12 protein-coding genes are annotated in these 17,462 nt (G+C 66.3%); 9 read left to right on the top strand and 3 right to left on the bottom strand.

Annotation, left to right across the window (positions count from 1 at the left end):
- Positions 1-14: 14 nt before the first annotated feature.
- The 7 genes from K4G67_RS07725 (at position 15) to trxA (ending at position 11,475) form a co-directional block, all read left to right on the top strand.
- Positions 15-2,309 (top strand): sensor histidine kinase, encoded by a 2,295-nt coding sequence (locus K4G67_RS07725; RefSeq protein ID WP_239805808.1) that lies wholly within the window; start codon positions 15-17, stop codon positions 2,307-2,309.
- On the top strand, positions 2,306-2,770 hold the full coding sequence (gene tsaE / locus K4G67_RS07730; protein ID WP_239805809.1) for a tRNA (adenosine(37)-N6)-threonylcarbamoyltransferase complex ATPase subunit type 1 TsaE: 465 nt from the start codon (positions 2,306-2,308) through the stop codon (positions 2,768-2,770). Before K4G67_RS07725 ends, tsaE begins: the two co-directional genes overlap by 4 nt.
- Positions 2,767-3,810 carry an aminoglycoside phosphotransferase family protein gene (locus tag K4G67_RS07735; RefSeq protein ID WP_239805810.1) on the top strand — a complete coding sequence of 348 codons (1,044 nt, stop codon included), beginning with the start codon at positions 2,767-2,769 and terminating at the stop codon, positions 3,808-3,810. The genes tsaE and K4G67_RS07735 overlap by 4 nt, the downstream gene beginning before the upstream one ends.
- The gene (locus tag K4G67_RS07740; protein ID WP_239805811.1) at positions 3,807-4,541 is read left to right on the top strand and encodes a nucleotidyltransferase family protein; all 735 of its coding nucleotides are present in this window, start codon (positions 3,807-3,809) and stop codon (positions 4,539-4,541) included. The genes K4G67_RS07735 and K4G67_RS07740 overlap by 4 nt, the downstream gene beginning before the upstream one ends.
- The gene (addB, locus tag K4G67_RS07745; protein ID WP_239805812.1) at positions 4,534-7,599 is read left to right on the top strand and encodes a double-strand break repair protein AddB; all 3,066 of its coding nucleotides are present in this window, start codon (positions 4,534-4,536) and stop codon (positions 7,597-7,599) included. The genes K4G67_RS07740 and addB overlap by 8 nt, the downstream gene beginning before the upstream one ends.
- Positions 7,596-11,078 carry a double-strand break repair helicase AddA gene (gene addA, locus K4G67_RS07750; protein ID WP_239805813.1) on the top strand — a complete coding sequence of 1,161 codons (3,483 nt, stop codon included), beginning with the start codon at positions 7,596-7,598 and terminating at the stop codon, positions 11,076-11,078. Before addB ends, addA begins: the two co-directional genes overlap by 4 nt.
- A 76-nt stretch (positions 11,079-11,154) precedes the next feature.
- Positions 11,155-11,475 carry a thioredoxin gene (trxA, locus tag K4G67_RS07755; RefSeq protein ID WP_239805814.1) on the top strand — a complete coding sequence of 107 codons (321 nt, stop codon included), beginning with the start codon at positions 11,155-11,157 and terminating at the stop codon, positions 11,473-11,475.
- Here the strand turns inward: trxA and K4G67_RS07760 are convergent.
- Positions 11,472-12,272 carry an inositol monophosphatase family protein gene (locus K4G67_RS07760; protein ID WP_420830011.1) on the bottom strand — a complete coding sequence of 267 codons (801 nt, stop codon included), beginning with the start codon at positions 12,270-12,272 and terminating at the stop codon, positions 11,472-11,474. The two genes, trxA and K4G67_RS07760, sit on opposite strands and share 4 nt — an antisense overlap.
- On the bottom strand, positions 12,269-13,489 hold the full coding sequence (gene argJ, locus K4G67_RS07765) for a bifunctional glutamate N-acetyltransferase/amino-acid acetyltransferase ArgJ (protein WP_239805815.1): 1,221 nt from the start codon (positions 13,487-13,489) through the stop codon (positions 12,269-12,271). Before argJ ends, K4G67_RS07760 begins: the two co-directional genes overlap by 4 nt.
- Before the next feature lie 102 nt (positions 13,490-13,591).
- Here argJ and K4G67_RS07770 point away from each other — a divergent pair, with 102 nt between their 5' ends.
- Positions 13,592-13,861 carry a hypothetical protein gene (locus tag K4G67_RS07770; protein WP_239805816.1) on the top strand — a complete coding sequence of 90 codons (270 nt, stop codon included), beginning with the start codon at positions 13,592-13,594 and terminating at the stop codon, positions 13,859-13,861.
- A gap of 109 nt (positions 13,862-13,970) precedes the next feature.
- Positions 13,971-16,739, top strand: coding sequence for a preprotein translocase subunit SecA (gene secA / locus K4G67_RS07775; RefSeq protein ID WP_239805817.1), 2,769 nt, complete (start codon positions 13,971-13,973; stop codon positions 16,737-16,739).
- A 73-nt stretch (positions 16,740-16,812) separates the two neighbouring features.
- Here secA and K4G67_RS07780 read toward each other — a convergent pair whose 3' ends face one another.
- Positions 16,813-17,409: an FMN-dependent NADH-azoreductase gene (locus K4G67_RS07780; RefSeq protein WP_239805818.1), complete on the bottom strand. Its 597-nt coding sequence runs from the start codon at positions 17,407-17,409 to the stop codon at positions 16,813-16,815.
- Between the last annotated feature and the right edge of the window lie 53 nt (positions 17,410-17,462).

Raw genomic sequence — 17,462 nt, forward strand, 5'->3', positions numbered from 1 at the left:
GCAAGGGTGCGACGGTGGAATTGAGCGGGATCGCTCTTGCCGCCATCGGGCTGATCCTCGCCGGGTGGACGATGGCCGCGGTCTTTGCGGTCATGCGGACCCGCGCCATCGCGGCTCATCACGCCAAGGCACCGCCCGATCACCTCCAATCGATGATCGACGCCGCGCCGGCACAGCCGCTTCTCATCGATGCATCGATGCGGATCGAGGGGCCGGCACGGCTCGCGCGATGGCTGGGGTGCGACCGGATGCCCGCGACCATGGCCGAACTGTCCCAGGACGAAGGCGGGCTGTCGGCGGCCGATGTCGAGGCGCTCGCCAAAGCGGTTCGCGATACCAAGGTATCGGCCACGCCCTTTCGCATGACGGTGCGGCCCGGCGGTGGTCCGCGCACGATCATGCTGGAGGGGAAGGTCGCCGATTCGCGCAATGCGCCGGCCGGCTCGGTGCTGGTATGGGCGATCGATGTGACGAACATGGCCGACGATATCGAACGTCTGTCAGGCGAACGTGACAAGGTGCGCAGCGAGTATGCGGCGCTCTCCGGCCTTATCGAGGCGGCGCCCATACCCATGTGGTTTCGCGGCCCCGATGGGAAGATGAAGCTGGTGAACGAGGCCTATGTCCGCAGCGTCGGCGCGCCGGATGCCGGGCGCACCACCGCCGCCAATATCGAGCTGGTCGAATCCATCGCCGGGGTCGATGCCGCCGACGTGGCGAGCCAGGCCTTCGCCGCGCGCCGCCCGGTCGAGCGTACGGTGATGGCCACGATCGGCGGCGAACGCCGTGCCCTGCGCGTGAGCGATGTGCCGGTGGGACAGGAAGGCGTCGCAGGCTATGCCATCGATGTCGAGGATGTGGAGCAGCTGTCGCGCGAATTTCGCATGTTTCGCGCCGCGCAGCGGGCCTTGCTGGATCAGCTTTCGTCCGGGGTCGCGCAATTCGACCGCAACCGGAACCTCGTTTTCATCAACCTGCCGATGCGGCGCATATTCGATCTTCCCGGCGATGTCGGGCGCGAATCGCTGCCGGTAGGCCGGGTTCTGGACATGATGCGCGATTCCAACCGGCTTCCGCAGGTGCGCGACTTCCCCCAATGGCGCCGCGAGCATGAGGCATGGTTCACCGCCAGCGATGCGCAGGACGAGGAATGGGTGCTGGCCGATGGCACGCATCTGCGCGTCGTGGCGCAGCCGATGCCGGACGGCGGGTTGATGATGATCGTGGAGGACCGGACCGAACAGCTCAAGCTCGCCAGTTCGCGCGACACCTTGCTGCGCGTGCGGTCGGCGACCTTGGACAGCCTGTTCGAGGCGCTCGCCGTGTTCGCGCCCGATGGCAAGGTGCAGATGTGGAACCGCCGGTTCGGCACCGAATGGCGGCTGGCCGAAAAATTCCTGGCGACGCATCCCCATGTCGATGCGCTTCTGCCCGCGCTGCAATCGCAGCTCGATAATGAAAGCGATGCGGAGCATATCGCGCATATCATCGAATCGGCGACCCTGCGCCGCAAGCGTGCGAGCCGGCGCGTCGCGATGAAGGATGGCCGCACGCTCGCGCTGATGGGGGTGCCGCTGCCCGACGGGAACGGCATGCTGTCCGCGCTCGACATCACCGATTCGCAAAAGGCGGAGGCCGCGCTGATCGAGCGGAACAAGGCGCTGGTCGAGGCGGATGCGGTGAAGACCCGCTTCCTCGCCAATATGAGCTATGAATTCCGCACGCCGCTCACCTCCATCATGGGGTTTGCCGAAATGCTGCATAGCGGCGTGGCCGGCACGCTGAACGAAAAGGAGATGGATTACGTCGATGCGATCCTTTCTTCGACACAGCGCCTCTCGGATCAGATCGAGGCGGTGCTCGACCTTACGCAGAGCGAGGCAGGCATGTTGCCGCTGGTGCATGAGACGGTCGAACTGATGGCGCTCGTCACCGAACTTGCGCATGAACGGGCCGAGCGTATCGATACCGAGGCGTTGACGCTGAACGTGCGCGGGGACCGGTCTTCGGGCAGCGTGCAGGGCGACCGCCGCCGCCTTCGCCGGGCGATCGGCAATGTCCTCGACAATGCCATTTCGGCGAGCGCGCGCGGCGGCCAGATCAATGTCGAACTGCGGCGCAAACCCAATGGCGCGGTTATCCGGGTGGCGCATGTCTCCACCGGCAAGACCTCCGGCGGCGAGGCGGCCCGACAGACCGCGGGCCTTGGCCTGCCGCTCGCGCGCGAATTGATCGAGGCGCATGGCGGACGGCTCGATTTCATGCATGGCGACGGACAGGTCGTGCAGGCGGCGATCTTCCTGCCATGACGGAGGGCGCGCCCGTGCTCCGCCTGCCGCTTCGTGATGAGGCGGCGACCCATGCGTTGGGCCGCCGTATCGCGGCGCGATTGCGCGGCGGCGATGTCGTCGCGCTTTCGGGCGGGCTCGGCATGGGAAAGACCACGATGGCACGCGCCATCATCGCCGCGCTCGGCCACACGGGCGAGGTGCCGAGCCCCAGCTTCGCCATCATACAGACCTATGATCCGCCGTCGGTTTCGCTGCCGATATGCCATGCCGATTTCTACCGGCTCGACGATCCGGCGGAGGTGGAGGAGCTCGGCCTCGACGACTATCGTGACGGGGCGGCGCTCATCGCGGAGTGGCCGGAGCATGCCGGCGGTTTCGAATTCGACACAGCCTGCCTTTCGATCCGTCTCGAACCCGCGGACGAAGGGCGCATCGCCATTGTGAAAGGCGCAAAGGATTGGCAAGGGCGAATGCCATGACCGCAAAGACGAATACGCCCCCCGAACAATCCGCATCGCCCGTGCCGCCGCGCATCCTCGCCTTCCTCGACAATGCCGGATGGGGGGACGCGCATGTCGAGCCTTTGCCCGGTGATGCGTCCTTTCGCCGGTATTACAGAGCGCGGCGGAGCGGGGGAGAGAGCGCCATGTTGATGGACGCCCCGCCCCCGAACGAGGATCCGCGCCCGTTCCTCGACGCCGCAGAATATCTTACGCGGCACGGGTTTCGCGCGCCCGGCGTGCTGGCGCAGGACGCGGCGCGCGGGCTCGTCCTGCTCGAGGATTTCGGCGACCGGCGCATGCGCGACCATCTCGACCTTCACGCAGGGGATGAGAGCGCGGTCTATCGCGATGCGGTCGATGTTCTGGCCCGTTTGCGCGATGCACCGGCCGGTCCGTTCCGGCCCTATGACATGTCCGAATATCTGCGCGAGGCGAAGCTGTTCACCGAGTGGTTCTGCATTCCGCGGGGCTTGCGCGTCGACGACGACGGGTTCGAGCAGGCCTGGCGTGAGGTGCTGTCACCGCTCGACGATGGCGCGGGTGTGACGGTGCTGCGTGATTATCATGCGGAGAATATCATGTTGCTCGACGAGGAAGCCGGTGCCGGCGGGGCCGCGCCTTATGGACAGGGGCTTCTCGATTTTCAGGACGCGCTGATCGGTCATCCCGCCTACGACCTCGTCTCCCTGCTTCAGGATGCACGGCGCGAGGTGAGCGAGACGCTGGAGGCCGAAATGCTCGACCATTATGCGAGCCGGACCGGCGCGGGCGATGCGTTCCGCGCCGATTATGCGCGGCTCGGCGCACAGCGCAACGCCAAGATCGTCGGCATTTTCATGCGGCTTTCGCACCGCGATGGAAAGCATCGCTACCTATCGCTCATCCCGCGGGTGTGGGCCGCGATGGAACGCGACCTCGCCCACCCTGCGCTGGCACCCGTCGCGCGGTGGTTCGATGCGAATATTCCCTCCGAAATCCGGATGGCGAACGGTGCGCCGCTCGGGGACGGGCAATGACGCTCGGCCGCGAACCGCTTGCCAGCGACGTGGCGATGGTGATGGCCGCGGGGCTTGGCAAACGCATGCGCCCGCTCACCGCGACGACGCCGAAACCGATGGTGAAGGTGTGCGGCAAGCCGATGCTGGACCATGCGCTCGACCGGCTGGCGGATGCGGGCGTCGCGCGGGCGGTGGTGAACGTGCATTATCTTGCCGACGCGATCGAGGCGCACGTAAAACGGCGCAACGCCCCCGCCGTCACCGTTTCGGACGAGCGTGAGCAATTGCTCGAAACGGGCGGCGGGCTGGTAAAGGCGCTTCCGCTGCTGGATGCCGACAGCTTCTTCTGCCTCAATTCCGATGCGATATGGCTCGACGGGCCGCGCGACGTGTTTCGTCAACTTTCCATGGCGTGGGATCCTGAACGTATGGACGCTCTGCTGCTGCTGGTGCCGCATATGCGCACGCATAATTACCGGGGGCAGGGGGATTTCCACCTCGATCCGGTGGGGCAGCTGTCGCGCCGCGCACCGGGACGGGTCGCACCTTTCGTCTTCAGCGGGATACAATTGATCCACCGCCGTCTCCTGCGCGATCCGCCGGCGGAGGCGAAATTCTCGACCAATGTCTTCTGGCAGCGCGCGATGGAGGAGGGGCGCCTGTTCGGGACCATTCACGCCGGCGAATGGATCGAGATTGGCGAGCCGCACCATATCAAACCTGCAGAGGAACTGTTCACGCGTGTCTGAAACGGCGACGCGGCTCTCGCTCTATTCCATTGCCGCGCATCGCGGTTTTGCCGATGCGCTGGTTGCGGGGCTGATCCCCCGCTACGCCGAAGATGACGCGGGGCTGGCGCGGCTGACCCTGCTTTTGCCGAGCAGGCGCGCCATCCGCACGGTGACGGAGGCGTTCGTGCGGTTGAGCGGGGGCGGATTGCTGTTGCCGCGCATGGCGGTCATCGGCGATCTTGATCTCGACGAAACGCTGGGCGCGCTGCTCGATCCGATCGGTGTGGATAATGAAATTCCTCCCGCCGCGGACCCCACCCGCCGCTGGCTGCGCCTCGCGCAGATGCTGCGCCTTGCGATGGAGCGGGCAGGCATGGATCCCATCCCCGGACAGGCCGCCTTGCTGCGGCAGGCACGTGAAATTGCCCGCGGCATGGATCGCCTGCTGGTCGAGGGGATCGGCCCCGAGGAATTGATGAGCGCGCGCGTGCTCGATCTGGTTGGCGAATTGTCCGAACACTGGGTCCGCAATCTGCACCTGTTCGCCAGCGTGCAGGCGATGTGGCTCGCCGAGTTGCAGGAACGCGGCGAACTCGATGCGCCGGCGCGCCGCACCCGGCTGTTCGACCATGCCGCCGCAAAATGGAGCCGGACCCCGCCCGCAGGGGCCATCGTTGCCGCCGGCGTGACGAGCGCGAGCCCGTCGATCGCCCGCCTGCTGCGCGTGATCGCGCAGATGCCGCAGGGCAGCGTGGTTCTGCCCGATCTCGATCTCGCGCTGGACGATGCGGTCTGGGACGGGCTTGGCCGGGCGGGCAAGGGGGAGAATCCGGACGATCCGCCGATCGGTCCGGGCGATGCGGTCACCCATCCGCAATATCATCTCAAACTCCTGCTCAACCGGATGGGCGTGGCGCGCGGGGAAGTCCGGCCCTGGCACCGCGCGGGGATGAGCAAGGCCCCGCCCGAACGCAGCCGCGCGATTTCGAACCTGTTCCTCCCGCCCGAGCAAAGCGCGACCTGGATCGATCTTCCGCCCGAGGCACGGCGCCTGTCGGGCGTGCGGGTCATGGAAACCGCCCATCCGGAGGAGGAGGCGCAGGCCATCGCCATTCTTATCCGCGAGGCCTTGGAAATACCCGAACGGCGGGTGGCGCTGATCACGCCGGATCGGGGGCTGGCCGGGCGGGTGATCGCGCATCTCGAACGGTGGAACATCGCCGCCGACGATACCGCGGGCCGCCCCTTGCCGCAGACGGTGGCGGGGCGGATGCTGCTCCTTCTGGCCGAGGTGCTGGCGGAGCGGGGGGCGGCGATCCCGCTGCTTTCGGTGTTGGTGCATCCCTATGCCGGACTTGGCTTCCACGGCGGGGGAGGGGACGAGAGGGGCAAGCGCCGCGCGGCGTGGTTGTCCCATGCGCGGCGGCTCGATCTCGCCATGCGGGGGCCGCGGCTCGATATCGGGCTGGCGCCGCTGCGCGAAGCGGTGCTTCGCATGGCGGAGCGCCGGGGCGAGCCTGCGATGCGCGAATGGTGGGAGGAGGTGGAGCGGATGCTGACCCCGCTCGTCGCGCTGGGCAGCGAGGAGCGCATCGACCTTGCCGCGAGCCTCGATGCGCTTGCCGCGGCGGCGGAGGGGATCTGCGGCCTTTCCATCTGGGGCGAGGCGGACGGCCGTGCGCTCGCCGCTTTTGTCGAGGATCTGCGCGAACAGGCGCGCGGCGTTTCGACGATGCTCGAACCGGCCGAATTGCCCGCAATGCTGCGCGACGCGATGGAGCAGGTCGCGGTGCGGCCGCCGTATGGCGGGCACGAGCGGCTCGCGATCTACGGCCTGATCGAGGCGCGGATGAGCCGTGCCGATCTCGTCATCTGCGGCGCGCTTCACGAAGGAAGCTGGCCGCAGCCGGCGACGACCGATCCTCTCATCGCGCCGGCCGTGCTGCGCGCATTGGGCGTGCCGGGCGGGGATTTCCGCATCGGGCTTTCGGCGCACGATCTCGCCGCCGCACTCGGGGCGCCGGAGGTGGTGCTCAGCCATGCGCGCCGCGACAGCAGCGGGCCCGTGATCGCGAGCCGGTTCATACTGCGCGTGCGCGCGATGCTCGGCCCGAAACTGCTCGAAACCCATGTGCAGGGCAACGCACCCTTGTGGTCCGCCGCGATCGACAGGGCCGAACCCGTGCCCCCGCATCCACAGCCGGAACCGATGCCTTCGGCAGAGCAGCGCCGTGTCGGCCTGTCGGCCACCGGGCTCGACCGTCTGCGTTCCGATCCCTATCAATTCTATGCCCGGTCGATCCTGCGGCTCCATGCGCTCGACGCGATCGACGACGAACCGACGCCGGCGTGGCGCGGATCGGCGGTGCACGACATCCTGCATCGCTGGCACCGCGACCATGGGGCGGCGCCCGGCACCCTGCACGATCTGGCGCGCGCCATGCTGAACGCGATGTCGGGCCATCCCTTCATGCGCGGATTGTGGCAGCCGCGCCTGCTCGCCGCGCTCGACTGGATCGAGGCGGAGACGGCCGCACTGGCCGCCGACGGGCGCACGATCGCCGCCACCGAATGCAAGGGCGTCATCACCGTCGACGGCGTGCGGGTGGAGGCGCGCGCCGACCGCATCGACAGGCTTGCCGACGGCACGCTCGCCATCGTCGATTACAAGACCGGACGCCCGCCAAGCGCATCCATGGTGGAGGAAGGCTTTGCCCTGCAACTGGGCACGACCGCGCTGGTGGCGGAGCGGGGCGGGTTCCACGATGCGGGGGTCGAGGGTACGCCGGACCGCTTCGAATACTGGTCGCTCGCACGCGGGAAGGACGGTTTCGGCTTTCGCGACGAACCGGTAAAGGAGGGGCGCAAGCGGACAGGCCTCGCGCGGGAGGAATTTATCGAGCAGAGCGCGTTTTACCTGTCCGATGCGATTGCCCGGTGGATTACCGGCAATGCGCCGTTCACCGCCCGGCTCAACCCCGATCTGCCGGGATATAACGAATATGATCAGCTCATGCGGCTCGACGAATGGCAGGGGCGGGCGCGGCGCGATTCCGGGGAAGGGAAAGAGGCATGAGCGGCGCGGCAAAAGTCTATCCACTTCGGGATAATCAGCGTGCGGCGGTCGACCCCGCCGACACGGTCTGGCTTTCGGCGAGTGCGGGCACCGGCAAGACACAGGTGCTGTCCGCCCGCGTGCTGCGCCTTCTCCTCGAACCGGGGGTGGAGCCATCGCAGATCCTGTGCCTGACGTTCACCAAGGCGGGCGCGGCCGAAATGGCGAACCGGGTCAATGACGTGCTGGCAAGCTGGGTCAGGGCGGATGCCGCGTCGCTCGCCCATGATCTCAAGGCGATCGGCGCGTCCTCCGATCCGGAGACGCGGGCCCGGGCGCGCACACGCTTTGCCGCGGTGCTCGATTGTCCGGGCGGCGGCCTGCGGATCGAGACGATCCACGCTTTCTCGCAATGGCTATTGTCGGCCTTTCCGATGGAGGCGGGGCTTGTGCCCGGCACGCGCGCGATGGAGGATCGCGACCGGGAGCTTTTGCTGCGCGAAGTGCTTTCGGCCATGCTGGTCTCGGCGGAGGAGCGGGGCGACGACGCGCTGATCGAGGCGCTGTCGGCGCTGTCCCTGCGCGCGGATCAATCGGCGATCGAACGTTTCCTCATGGCATGTGCCGACGCGGCGGAGGCATGGGAGGGGCCAGGGGCGTGGCAGCCACCACTGCGCCCGCGGGTCAATCGCCTGCTCGGCCTGTCGGCGGATTTCGAGGCGGGCGACGTGGCCGCGCTGTGCGGGGAGGATCGCTTCGATACGCGCGCGCTTTTGCTGTGCCGCGATGCAATGACCGGTTGGGGGACGAAGAGCGGGCTCGACATGGCGGCGTCCATTGCCGCGTGGCTGGCCCGCGATGCGCAGGGGCGGGCCGATACCCTGCCGGAATTGCGGTCCGCGCTGTTCACGCAGAAGGGCGATGTCAAACGCCTCGCCAACCTGGAAAAGATCGACCCGGCCTATGCGACCCACGCGGGCATGGTGGGCGAACAGCTTGACGAGATCGAGGAGCTTCGCGCGCTTGCAACGCTCGCCGAATGGTTGACACCGGCCCTCATGCTGGGCCGCGCGTTCGCGCTCGAATGGGGGCGGGCGAAGCAGCGCGAGGGGCTGATCGATTTCGACGATCAGATCCGGCAGGCCGCGCGCCTCCTGCAACGCTCCGACATGGCGGACTGGATCCGGTACAAGCTCGACCGGCGTTTCGATCATATCCTCATCGACGAGGCGCAGGACACCAATGCCGCGCAATGGAACGTGATCGAGGCGTTGACCGAGGAGTTCTTTGCCGGGCAGGGCGCCGGGGAAAACCGGATGCGTACGCTCTTCGTCGTTGGCGATTACAAGCAGGCGATCTTCCGCTTTCAGGGGACCAGCCCCGAAAATTTCGAATCCGCGAAACTGCGGGTGAAGGCGCGCATGGCGGAGGCCTTCGCCAATGTCGGGGCGCAGCGCGGCGGCCCGGACCTGCGCGAGTTACAGGAATACGGCCTCGGCCGCAGCTATCGCACGGCGCAGCCAGTGCTCGATTTCGTGGATAGAGCCATAGACGCGATCGCGCCGGAAAATTTCGGCCTGCGCGACGATCCCGGCAAGCATGTGGGCGAGATGCGCGCAGGGCAGGTCGTGATCTGGCGCGCGGTCGGCGCCGCCCCGGACGATGAGGACGACGCCGGCGATGCAGGCGAGGAAAGCTGGCTTTCGCGGCCCGACCGGCGCGTCGCCGACAATGTGGCGGAGCAGATCGCGCACTGGATCCACACCGGCTTTCCGCTCGTAAAGGGGGAAAAGCGCGGGCAGGCGCGTCGGGCCGGGCCGGGCGATGTCATGGTGCTCGTCCGCAAGCGCAAGGAGCTTGCCGGGCTGATCGTGGCGCGGCTGCATGCGCGGGGCGTGCCGGTCGCGGGGGTGGACCGGCTGCGGCTCGGCGCGCCGCTGGCGGTGCGCGATTTGATGGCGGCGCTGCGCTTTGCGGTGCAGCCGGGTGACGATCTTTCGCTGGCCGCGCTACTCGTCTCGCCGATGTTCGGCTGGTCGCAGGACGAATTGCTCGAACATGGCTATCGCGAAAAGGGGCGCCCGTTGTGGGACCATCTTCGCGCATCGACGGCGGACCTGCCGCGCGCCGCGGTGGAACGGCTCCTGCCCCTTCTGGCGCGTGCGGATTATCAGCCGCCGCAGGGTTTGCTGCACTGGCTGCTCGTCGGGCCGTGGCAGGCGCGCGCGCGCCTGATCGCGCGGCTCGGCTCCGAAGCGAACGACCCGATCGACGAATTGCTGAACGCGGCGCTGTCCTTCTCCGCGACGCAGACGCCGAGCCTCACCGGCTTCATCCGCTGGTTCGATGCAGGTTCGGGCGAGCTGAAGCGCGAGGCGGGTGGCGAAGGCGGGCTGGTGCGGGTCATGACGGTGCATGGGTCGAAGGGGCTTCAGGCGCCGATCGTCATCCTCGCCGATGCGGCGGACGATCCGGACCGGTCCATGCCCTCCACCCTGCAACTGACCGAGCCGGGGTCGGATGCGCCCGGTTTCGCCCCGCGCACATTGCCGATGCCCGCCCTGCGCAAGGAGGAACGCCGCGGGCGTATCGCCGCGGCGCAGGAGGCCGCCGCCCTTGCCGAGCGGCAGGAACACTGGCGCCTGCTCTATGTCGCGATGACGCGGGCGGAGGAGGCATTGTTCATCGCGGGCGCATTGCCGGCCCGCGCCGAGGAAGCGCCGGCAGATAGCTGGTACGCGCGTCTGCTCCCCCTGTTCGAGGAGGAGTGGCGCGACGATCCCGTCTGGGCCGGGGCGAAGCAATGGGGCATGGCGCCGGACGAACCGATGCACGATGCGGCGACCGATGCACAGGACGAGCTCGCCCTGCTGCCGCGGTGGCTGACCACGCCGGTCGGGCCGGAGCCGCGCCCGCCGCGCCCGCTCGCCCCGTCATCGCTGGGCGAGGAGGACGCGCCCGATCCACCGCTTCCCCCCGGCGCGGGCATGGACGCGGCGCGGCGCGGCGTGCTTGTCCACCGCCTGCTCGAACGTCTTCCCGAAGTGGCGGATGACCGGCGCGAGGGCGCCGCGCGCCGCTGGCTCGACCGGCATGCGGCCGATCTCGACGTCGCGCACCGGGGCGAGATGGTCGATGCGGCGATGCGCGTCCTTTCGCACCCCGGTTTCTCCGACGTATTCGGGCCGGACGCGCTGGTCGAGGTGCCGATCGCCGCGACCGTGGGCGGGCGCGTGATTTCGGGCACCGTCGACCGCCTGTGCCTGGGCGAGACGATCCGCATCGTCGATTTCAAGACCGCCCGCCGTCCGCCCGCGACGAAGGAGGATATCCCCGCCGCCTATATCCGGCAGATGGCCGCCTATGTCGCCGCGCTGGAGGCGATCTATCCGGCTAGCCAGGTCGAGGCGGCGCTCCTCTATACCCATGCGCCGCGGATGTTCGTGCTCTCGGATGCCGATATCGCGCCGGCCAAGGCGACCTTGCAGGGGGGCGAATAATGGTTTTCGCGCTCCGGCTTTGCATTTGCGCGCCGCGACCCCAAATGGGGCCCAAGCAATCAGGAGAATAGACGCCATGGCGACCAAGACCATAACCGACGACAGCTTCGAAACCGACGTTCTGAAATCCGACAAGCCCGTGCTCGTCGATTTCTGGGCGGACTGGTGCGGCCCGTGCAAGATGATCGCACCCGCGCTGGAGGAAATCAGCGAGGAGCTTTCCGATCAAATCACCATCGCAAAGATGGACATCATGGCCAATCAGCAGGTGCCCGGCGAAATCGGCGTGCAGTCGATACCGCTGATGATCCTCTACAAGGATGGCAAGCCGGTCGCACAAAAGCTCGGCGCGGCGCCCAAGACGCAGCTCAAGAGCTGGATCGAAGGCGAGCTTTAAAGCGCGCCCAACCGTTCGGCCAGCGCGTCGAACATCGCAGGCGACGCCGCACCGATCATCCCGGTCCGGCGGTCGTCCACGCGATATGCACTCCCATCGAGGCGCGCCGCCATGCCGCCCGCCTCGTTGAGCCAGAGCACGCCCGCGGCATGGTCCCAGGCCAATGTGCGTTCGAAAACCGATACGTCATTGGTGCCCAGCGCGAGCCGGGGATATTGCTCCGCCGCGCAGCGCGGAATATCGGTCAGCGTGTAATGCGGCGCGATGTGACGCTTGACGGCGTGGCGCTGCGCCTCGTCCATGAACATGACGGAAATGGCCGCGACCGGCGGGTCTTCGCCCGTGCTCCGCGCCGCGATCCGTTCCTCGCCGATAAAGGCGCCGCCGCCGCGCCGCGCATGGCACAGGCGGTCCTTTAGCGGGTCGTAGATCCAGCCCGCGACCGTCTCGCCATGTTCGGCCAGTGCGACGATGATCCCGAAGGGCGGGCGGCCATGCGCGAAATTATGGGTGCCGTCGATCGGGTCGATGATCCAGCACAGCGAATCGCCCAACCGGTCCAGGATCGCGGGATCGGCGTGTGCGGCCTCCTCGCCCACGATGGTAGCCTTGGGCAGGATCGCGGCAAGCCCTTCGCTTAACAAGGCTTCCGATTTGCGATCGGCCACGGTGACAAGATCGTCGGGCGCTTTCTCGACGATCTGTGCATCCGTAAGCGCGCGATAATGCGGCATCACCGCCTCACGCGCGGCACGCCGCATCAGGGCCGCGACATCGCGGGTCAGTGCGTCGGTCACGTCCGGTAATCCGCGTTGATCGAGATATAGCCATGCGTCAGGTCGCAGGTCCACACGGTCGCACGTCCATCGCCGATGCCGATATCGACGTCGATGCGAATATCCTGCCCGCGAAGATGGCGTGCCACCGGCTCCTCATCATAATCGGGGAGCGGCAGGCCATCGCGCGCGGCCCATACACCGCCGAAACCGATGGAAAGCTTGTCACGATCCGCCGGCTCGCCCGCCTTGCCCACGGCCATGACGACACGGCCCCAGTTCGCATCCTCACCCGCGATGGCAGTTTTGACGAGCGGCGAATTCGCGATGGCGAGGCCGATCATGCGCGCGCTGTCGTCGTCCTTTGCGCCGGTCACGGCGACTTCGATGAACTTGCTCGCCCCTTCGCCATCGCGCACGACGAGATGCGCCATCTGCCGGCATACATCATGGATTGCGGCGGCAAAGGCATCGGCGCCGGGGCTGTCGAAATCGACAAGCTCGTCATTGCCGGCCTGTCCAGTGGCAAAGGCGAGCACGGTGTCGCTGGTCGAGGTGTCGCTGTCCACGGTGATGCAACTGAACGTGGCCTCGTTCGCGGCGGAGAGGCAGTGTTGCAGGAAGGCGGGAGCGACCCGCGCATCGGTGAACAGATAGCCCAGCATCGTCGCCATGTCGGGCGCGATCATGCCGCTGCCCTTGATGATGGCGGCGATCTCGATGCAGGTATCGCCGATCATGGCGCTCGCCTGCGCGCCCTTGGCAAAGGTGTCGGTGGTGCCGATGGTGTCCGCCGCCGCGCGCCAGTCGCACGGCTGCGCGCGCAGCACGCTTTCCACGCCGTCACGCGCCTTGTCCAGCGGAAGCGGCACGCCGATCACGCCGGTGGAGGACACGAACACGTCGCTCGGCTCGCAGCCGAGATGGCCCGCCACCTGCGCCATGATCTGCTCCACCGCTTCGCGCCCGCGATGACCGGTGAAGGCATTGGAATTGCCCGCGTTCACGACCAATGCGCGCGCCCGGCCGAGCCGGACCTGCTCCCGCCCCATCTCGACCTCGGTGGAGCAGCATATGTTCTTCGTGAACACGCCCGCAACCGTCGTTCCCTCGCACAGTTCGACGAAGGTCAGGTCGCACCGGTCCCATTCCTTGTACCGTGCGCGCGCGACGCGCGGCACCGCGCCCGCGATGGGCGGCATGGCAGGAAACGGGCGGGCGAGGGGCGAGGTGTTCATGGCGGGACCGAGTAATGGCTTTACCGGCACCTCGCAATAAATACCGCGCGCCGCCTTTACGGATGCGGCGGGGTGACTTATCTTTGCGGCGCAATGAAACGCGTGATCGCTCTTTTTATGGTGATGCTTGGCCTGGCGGCGGTGGTGACACCGGCGCAGGCGCGCATGGCATTCGCGCGCACGCAGGACGAAATCGCGGCCAGCGGCGCGCATGACGATGGCGCCGCCATCGACGATGCGGCGGCCGCGATCATTGCAATGGTGCGGCCGCGCGCGGCGGATCTCGCCCATCCGGGGCATCCGCGCCTGCAACCGGCTCCGGCCATGATCGCGCGAACAGTGATCCTGTCCGCCGACCGCGCGCACGAATAGCATCCGGCCTTCAGGCTGGCCGCGTTGCCGCCCGGCTCCCCGGTTACCCGACTTTGCGCACGAGCCTTCGCCGTGCATTCTCTTCTCATTATCGCAAAAGGAAACGCCCATGTTCGGCGCCCTGGCCAAATCGCTTTTCGGGTCTTCCAACGACCGCTACGTCAAATCGCTCGACAAGATCGTCGCCCGCATCAACGCTCTCGAACCGGAATTCGAGGCGATGTCGGACGAGCAGATCACCGGCCAGACCGCCGCGTTCCGGGAGCGGCTGAACGCCGGCGAAACGCTCGACGATCTGCTTCCCGAGGCATTTGCCACGGTGCGTGAAGGCGGCAAGCGCGTGTTCGGCATGCGCCATTTCGACGTGCAGATGGTCGGCGGCATCGTCCTGCATCGGGGCGAGATCGCCGAAATGCGCACGGGCGAGGGCAAGACGCTTGTCGCGACGCTCGCCGTGTATCTCAACGCGCTTGAGGGCAAGGGCGTCCATGTCGTCACCGTGAACGACTATCTCGCCGCGCGCGACGCGGAATGGATGGGGCAGCTTTACAATTTCCTCGGCCTGACGGTCGGCACCATCGTCCCCAGGATGAACGAGATGCAGCGCCGCGAGGCCTATCGCTGCGACATCACCTATGCGACGAACAACGAGCTCGGTTTCGACTATCTGCGCGACAATATGAAGCACACGCGCGAGCAGCAGGTCCACCGCCCGTTCAACTATGCCATCGTCGACGAGGTCGATTCCATCCTCATCGACGAGGCGCGGACCCCGCTCATCATCTCCGGCCCGACCGACGACAAGTCCGAGCTTTACGTGAAAGTCCACGAGGTCGTCACACAAATGACCGAGGACGATTACGAGAAGGACGAAAAGAGCCGCTCCATCACCATGACCGAGGACGGCATCGAACATGCCGAACAATTGCTGAAGGAGGCAGGGCTTCTCGAAACCGAGAACCTCTACGATTTCGAGAATACGCAGGTCGTTCATCACCTCGATCAGGCGCTCAAGGCCAATGTGATGTTCAAGCGCGACACCGATTACATCGTGAAGGATGACAAGGTCGTCATCATCGACGAGTTCACGGGACGCATGATGGACGGCCGCCGCTGGTCCAACGGCCTGCACCAGGCGGTCGAGGCGAAGGAAGGCGTGAAGATCGAGCCGGAAAACCAGACCATGGCCTCGATCACGTTCCAGAATTACTTTCGCATGTATCCCAAACTGTCGGGCATGACCGGCACCGCCGCGACCGAGGCGGCGGAATTCTTCGACATCTACAAGATGAACGTCGTCACCATCCCGACCAACCTGCCGATCCGCCGGGTGGACGAGGAGGACCAGTTCTTCAAGAACACGCAGGACAAGTTCCGCGCCATCGCCCGCGCCATCGCCGAAAAGAACGAAACGGGGCAGCCGGTGCTCGTCGGTACGGTGTCGATCGAGAAATCCGAACTCCTGTCGCGCTTCCTGACCGAGGAAGGCGTAAAACACGAGGTGCTCAACGCCCGCATGCATGAACGCGAGGCCCATATCGTCGCGCAGGCGGGGCGGTTGAACGCGGTTACCATCGCCACCAACATGGCGGGGCGCGGCACGGATATTCAGCTTGGCGGCAATGTCGAATTTCGTACCGAGGACGAGCTTTCGGGAATGCCGGAAGGGCCGGAACGCGATGCCGCCATTGCCCGGATCAAGGAGGAGGTCGCCGCCGAGCGTCAGCAGGTGCTCGACGCTGGGGGGCTTTTCGTGCTCGGCACCGAGCGGCACGAGAGCCGACGGATCGACAATCAGCTGCGCGGCCGTTCGGGACGTCAGGGCGATCCCGGCCTGTCGCGGTTCTACCTGTGTCTCGAAGACGACCTGCTCCGAATTTTCGGGCCGGATACGATGTTCTCGAAAATGATGAATTCCAATCTTGAGGATGGCGAGGCGATCGGGTCCAAATGGCTGTCGAAGGCCATCGAAACGGCCCAGAAAAAGGTCGAGGCGCGCAATTACGACATTCGCAAGCAGGTCGTCGAATACGACAATGTGATGAACGATCAGCGCACCGTGATTTATGAGCAGCGTGCCGACATCATGGATTCCGCGACAGTCGACGATGTCGTCGTCGAAATGCGACAGGACACGATCAACGCGATCACGGCCGATGCCTGTCCGCCCGGATCCTATCCCGAGCAATGGGATGTCGAGGGGCTGAAAACCCGTTTTGCCGAGATCACCGGCGAAGATGCGCCGATCGAGGCGTGGATGGAAGAGGACGGCATTGATCCCGAAGATATCGAGCAGCGTCTTGCCGCGATTGCCGATGCGAAGATCGACGCGAAGATGGCCGATGTGGAAATCGACATGTGGCGCCAGGTCGAAAAATCCGTGTTGCTCGACCGGCTCGACCACCATTGGAAGGAGCATCTGGCGACGCTGGACGCGCTGCGGCAGGTGGTGTTCCTGCGCGCCTATGCGCAAAAGACGCCGCTCAACGAATACAAGCAGGAGGCCTTCGCCCTGTTCGAACGCATGTTGGAGGTCATTCGCGAGGATGTCACCGGCCTGTTGATGAAGAGCCAGCTTCGCATGACGGAGCAGGCGCCGCCGCCGGTGTTGCCGGACCTTCCCGAATTCCTGACCAATCCGGGCATGATGACCGGCCATGTCGATCCGCTGACCGGGCGGGACAATTCCAACGATGGCGACGGGTCGCGCGGGCAGGAAGCCTTGTTCGGCGCGCTCGCCGGGTCGAGCTTTGCGCAGGCCGGGCCGGGCGGGGCGGAGACCGATAACCCCTGGGCCGGGCAGGACATCAGCCGCAACGCCCCGTGCCCATGCGGTTCGGGCAACAAGTACAAGCATTGCCACGGCGCGGCGGTCTGAACCCCTTTCGCCCCGGACATAGAAAAGCCCCGCCGGTTGGCGGGGCTTTTCTTTTGCGGCAGGAGCGCGCGGATCAGAGTTTTGCGATCTGCTCCTTCGCGGCCTTGATGCCCGCCTCGCGCACGTCTTCGCCGAAACCGACCTTGTCGACGCGGACGATCTCGATATCCTCGATACCGATGAAGCCGAAGAACGTCTTGAGCAGGCTTTCCTGATGCTCCGTCGCGCCGTCGTCACCATATTGCCCGCCCTGCGCCGATGCGATGATGAGGCGGCGCCCACCGGCAAGGCCCACCGGCCCGTTCTCGCCATATCTGAACGTCACGCCCGCCACGCCAAGCCTGTCGATCCAGCTTTTCAGCGCGCTCGGAATGGTAAAATTATAGAGCGGTGCACCGATGATGACGATATCGCTGGCAAGAAATTCGTCGAGCACCTCGCGCTCGGGTCCGAAGGCGGCGGCCATGTCGTCCGTATGCTGTTCGGGGGGCATCCGGATCGCGCCCGTCGTTACCGGGTTGAGATGGGCGAGCGGCATCGTGCCGAGGTCACGCTCGACGATCGTCGCATCGGGGTGCTTCTCCTTGAAATGGTCGAGCGTGGCCTGCGTCAGCTGACGGCTGACCGAACTCGCGCCATTGGTGCTGCTGTCGATGCGAAGGATCTGCATGGGGGGATTACTCCGATAGTGGTTCGATTGACCGCCCATATGGTGCGGCGCAC

Origin of the sequence: Croceicoccus hydrothermalis, from assembly GCF_022378335.1 — a bacterium.
GTDB classification, from domain to species: domain Bacteria; phylum Pseudomonadota; class Alphaproteobacteria; order Sphingomonadales; family Sphingomonadaceae; genus Croceicoccus; species Croceicoccus hydrothermalis.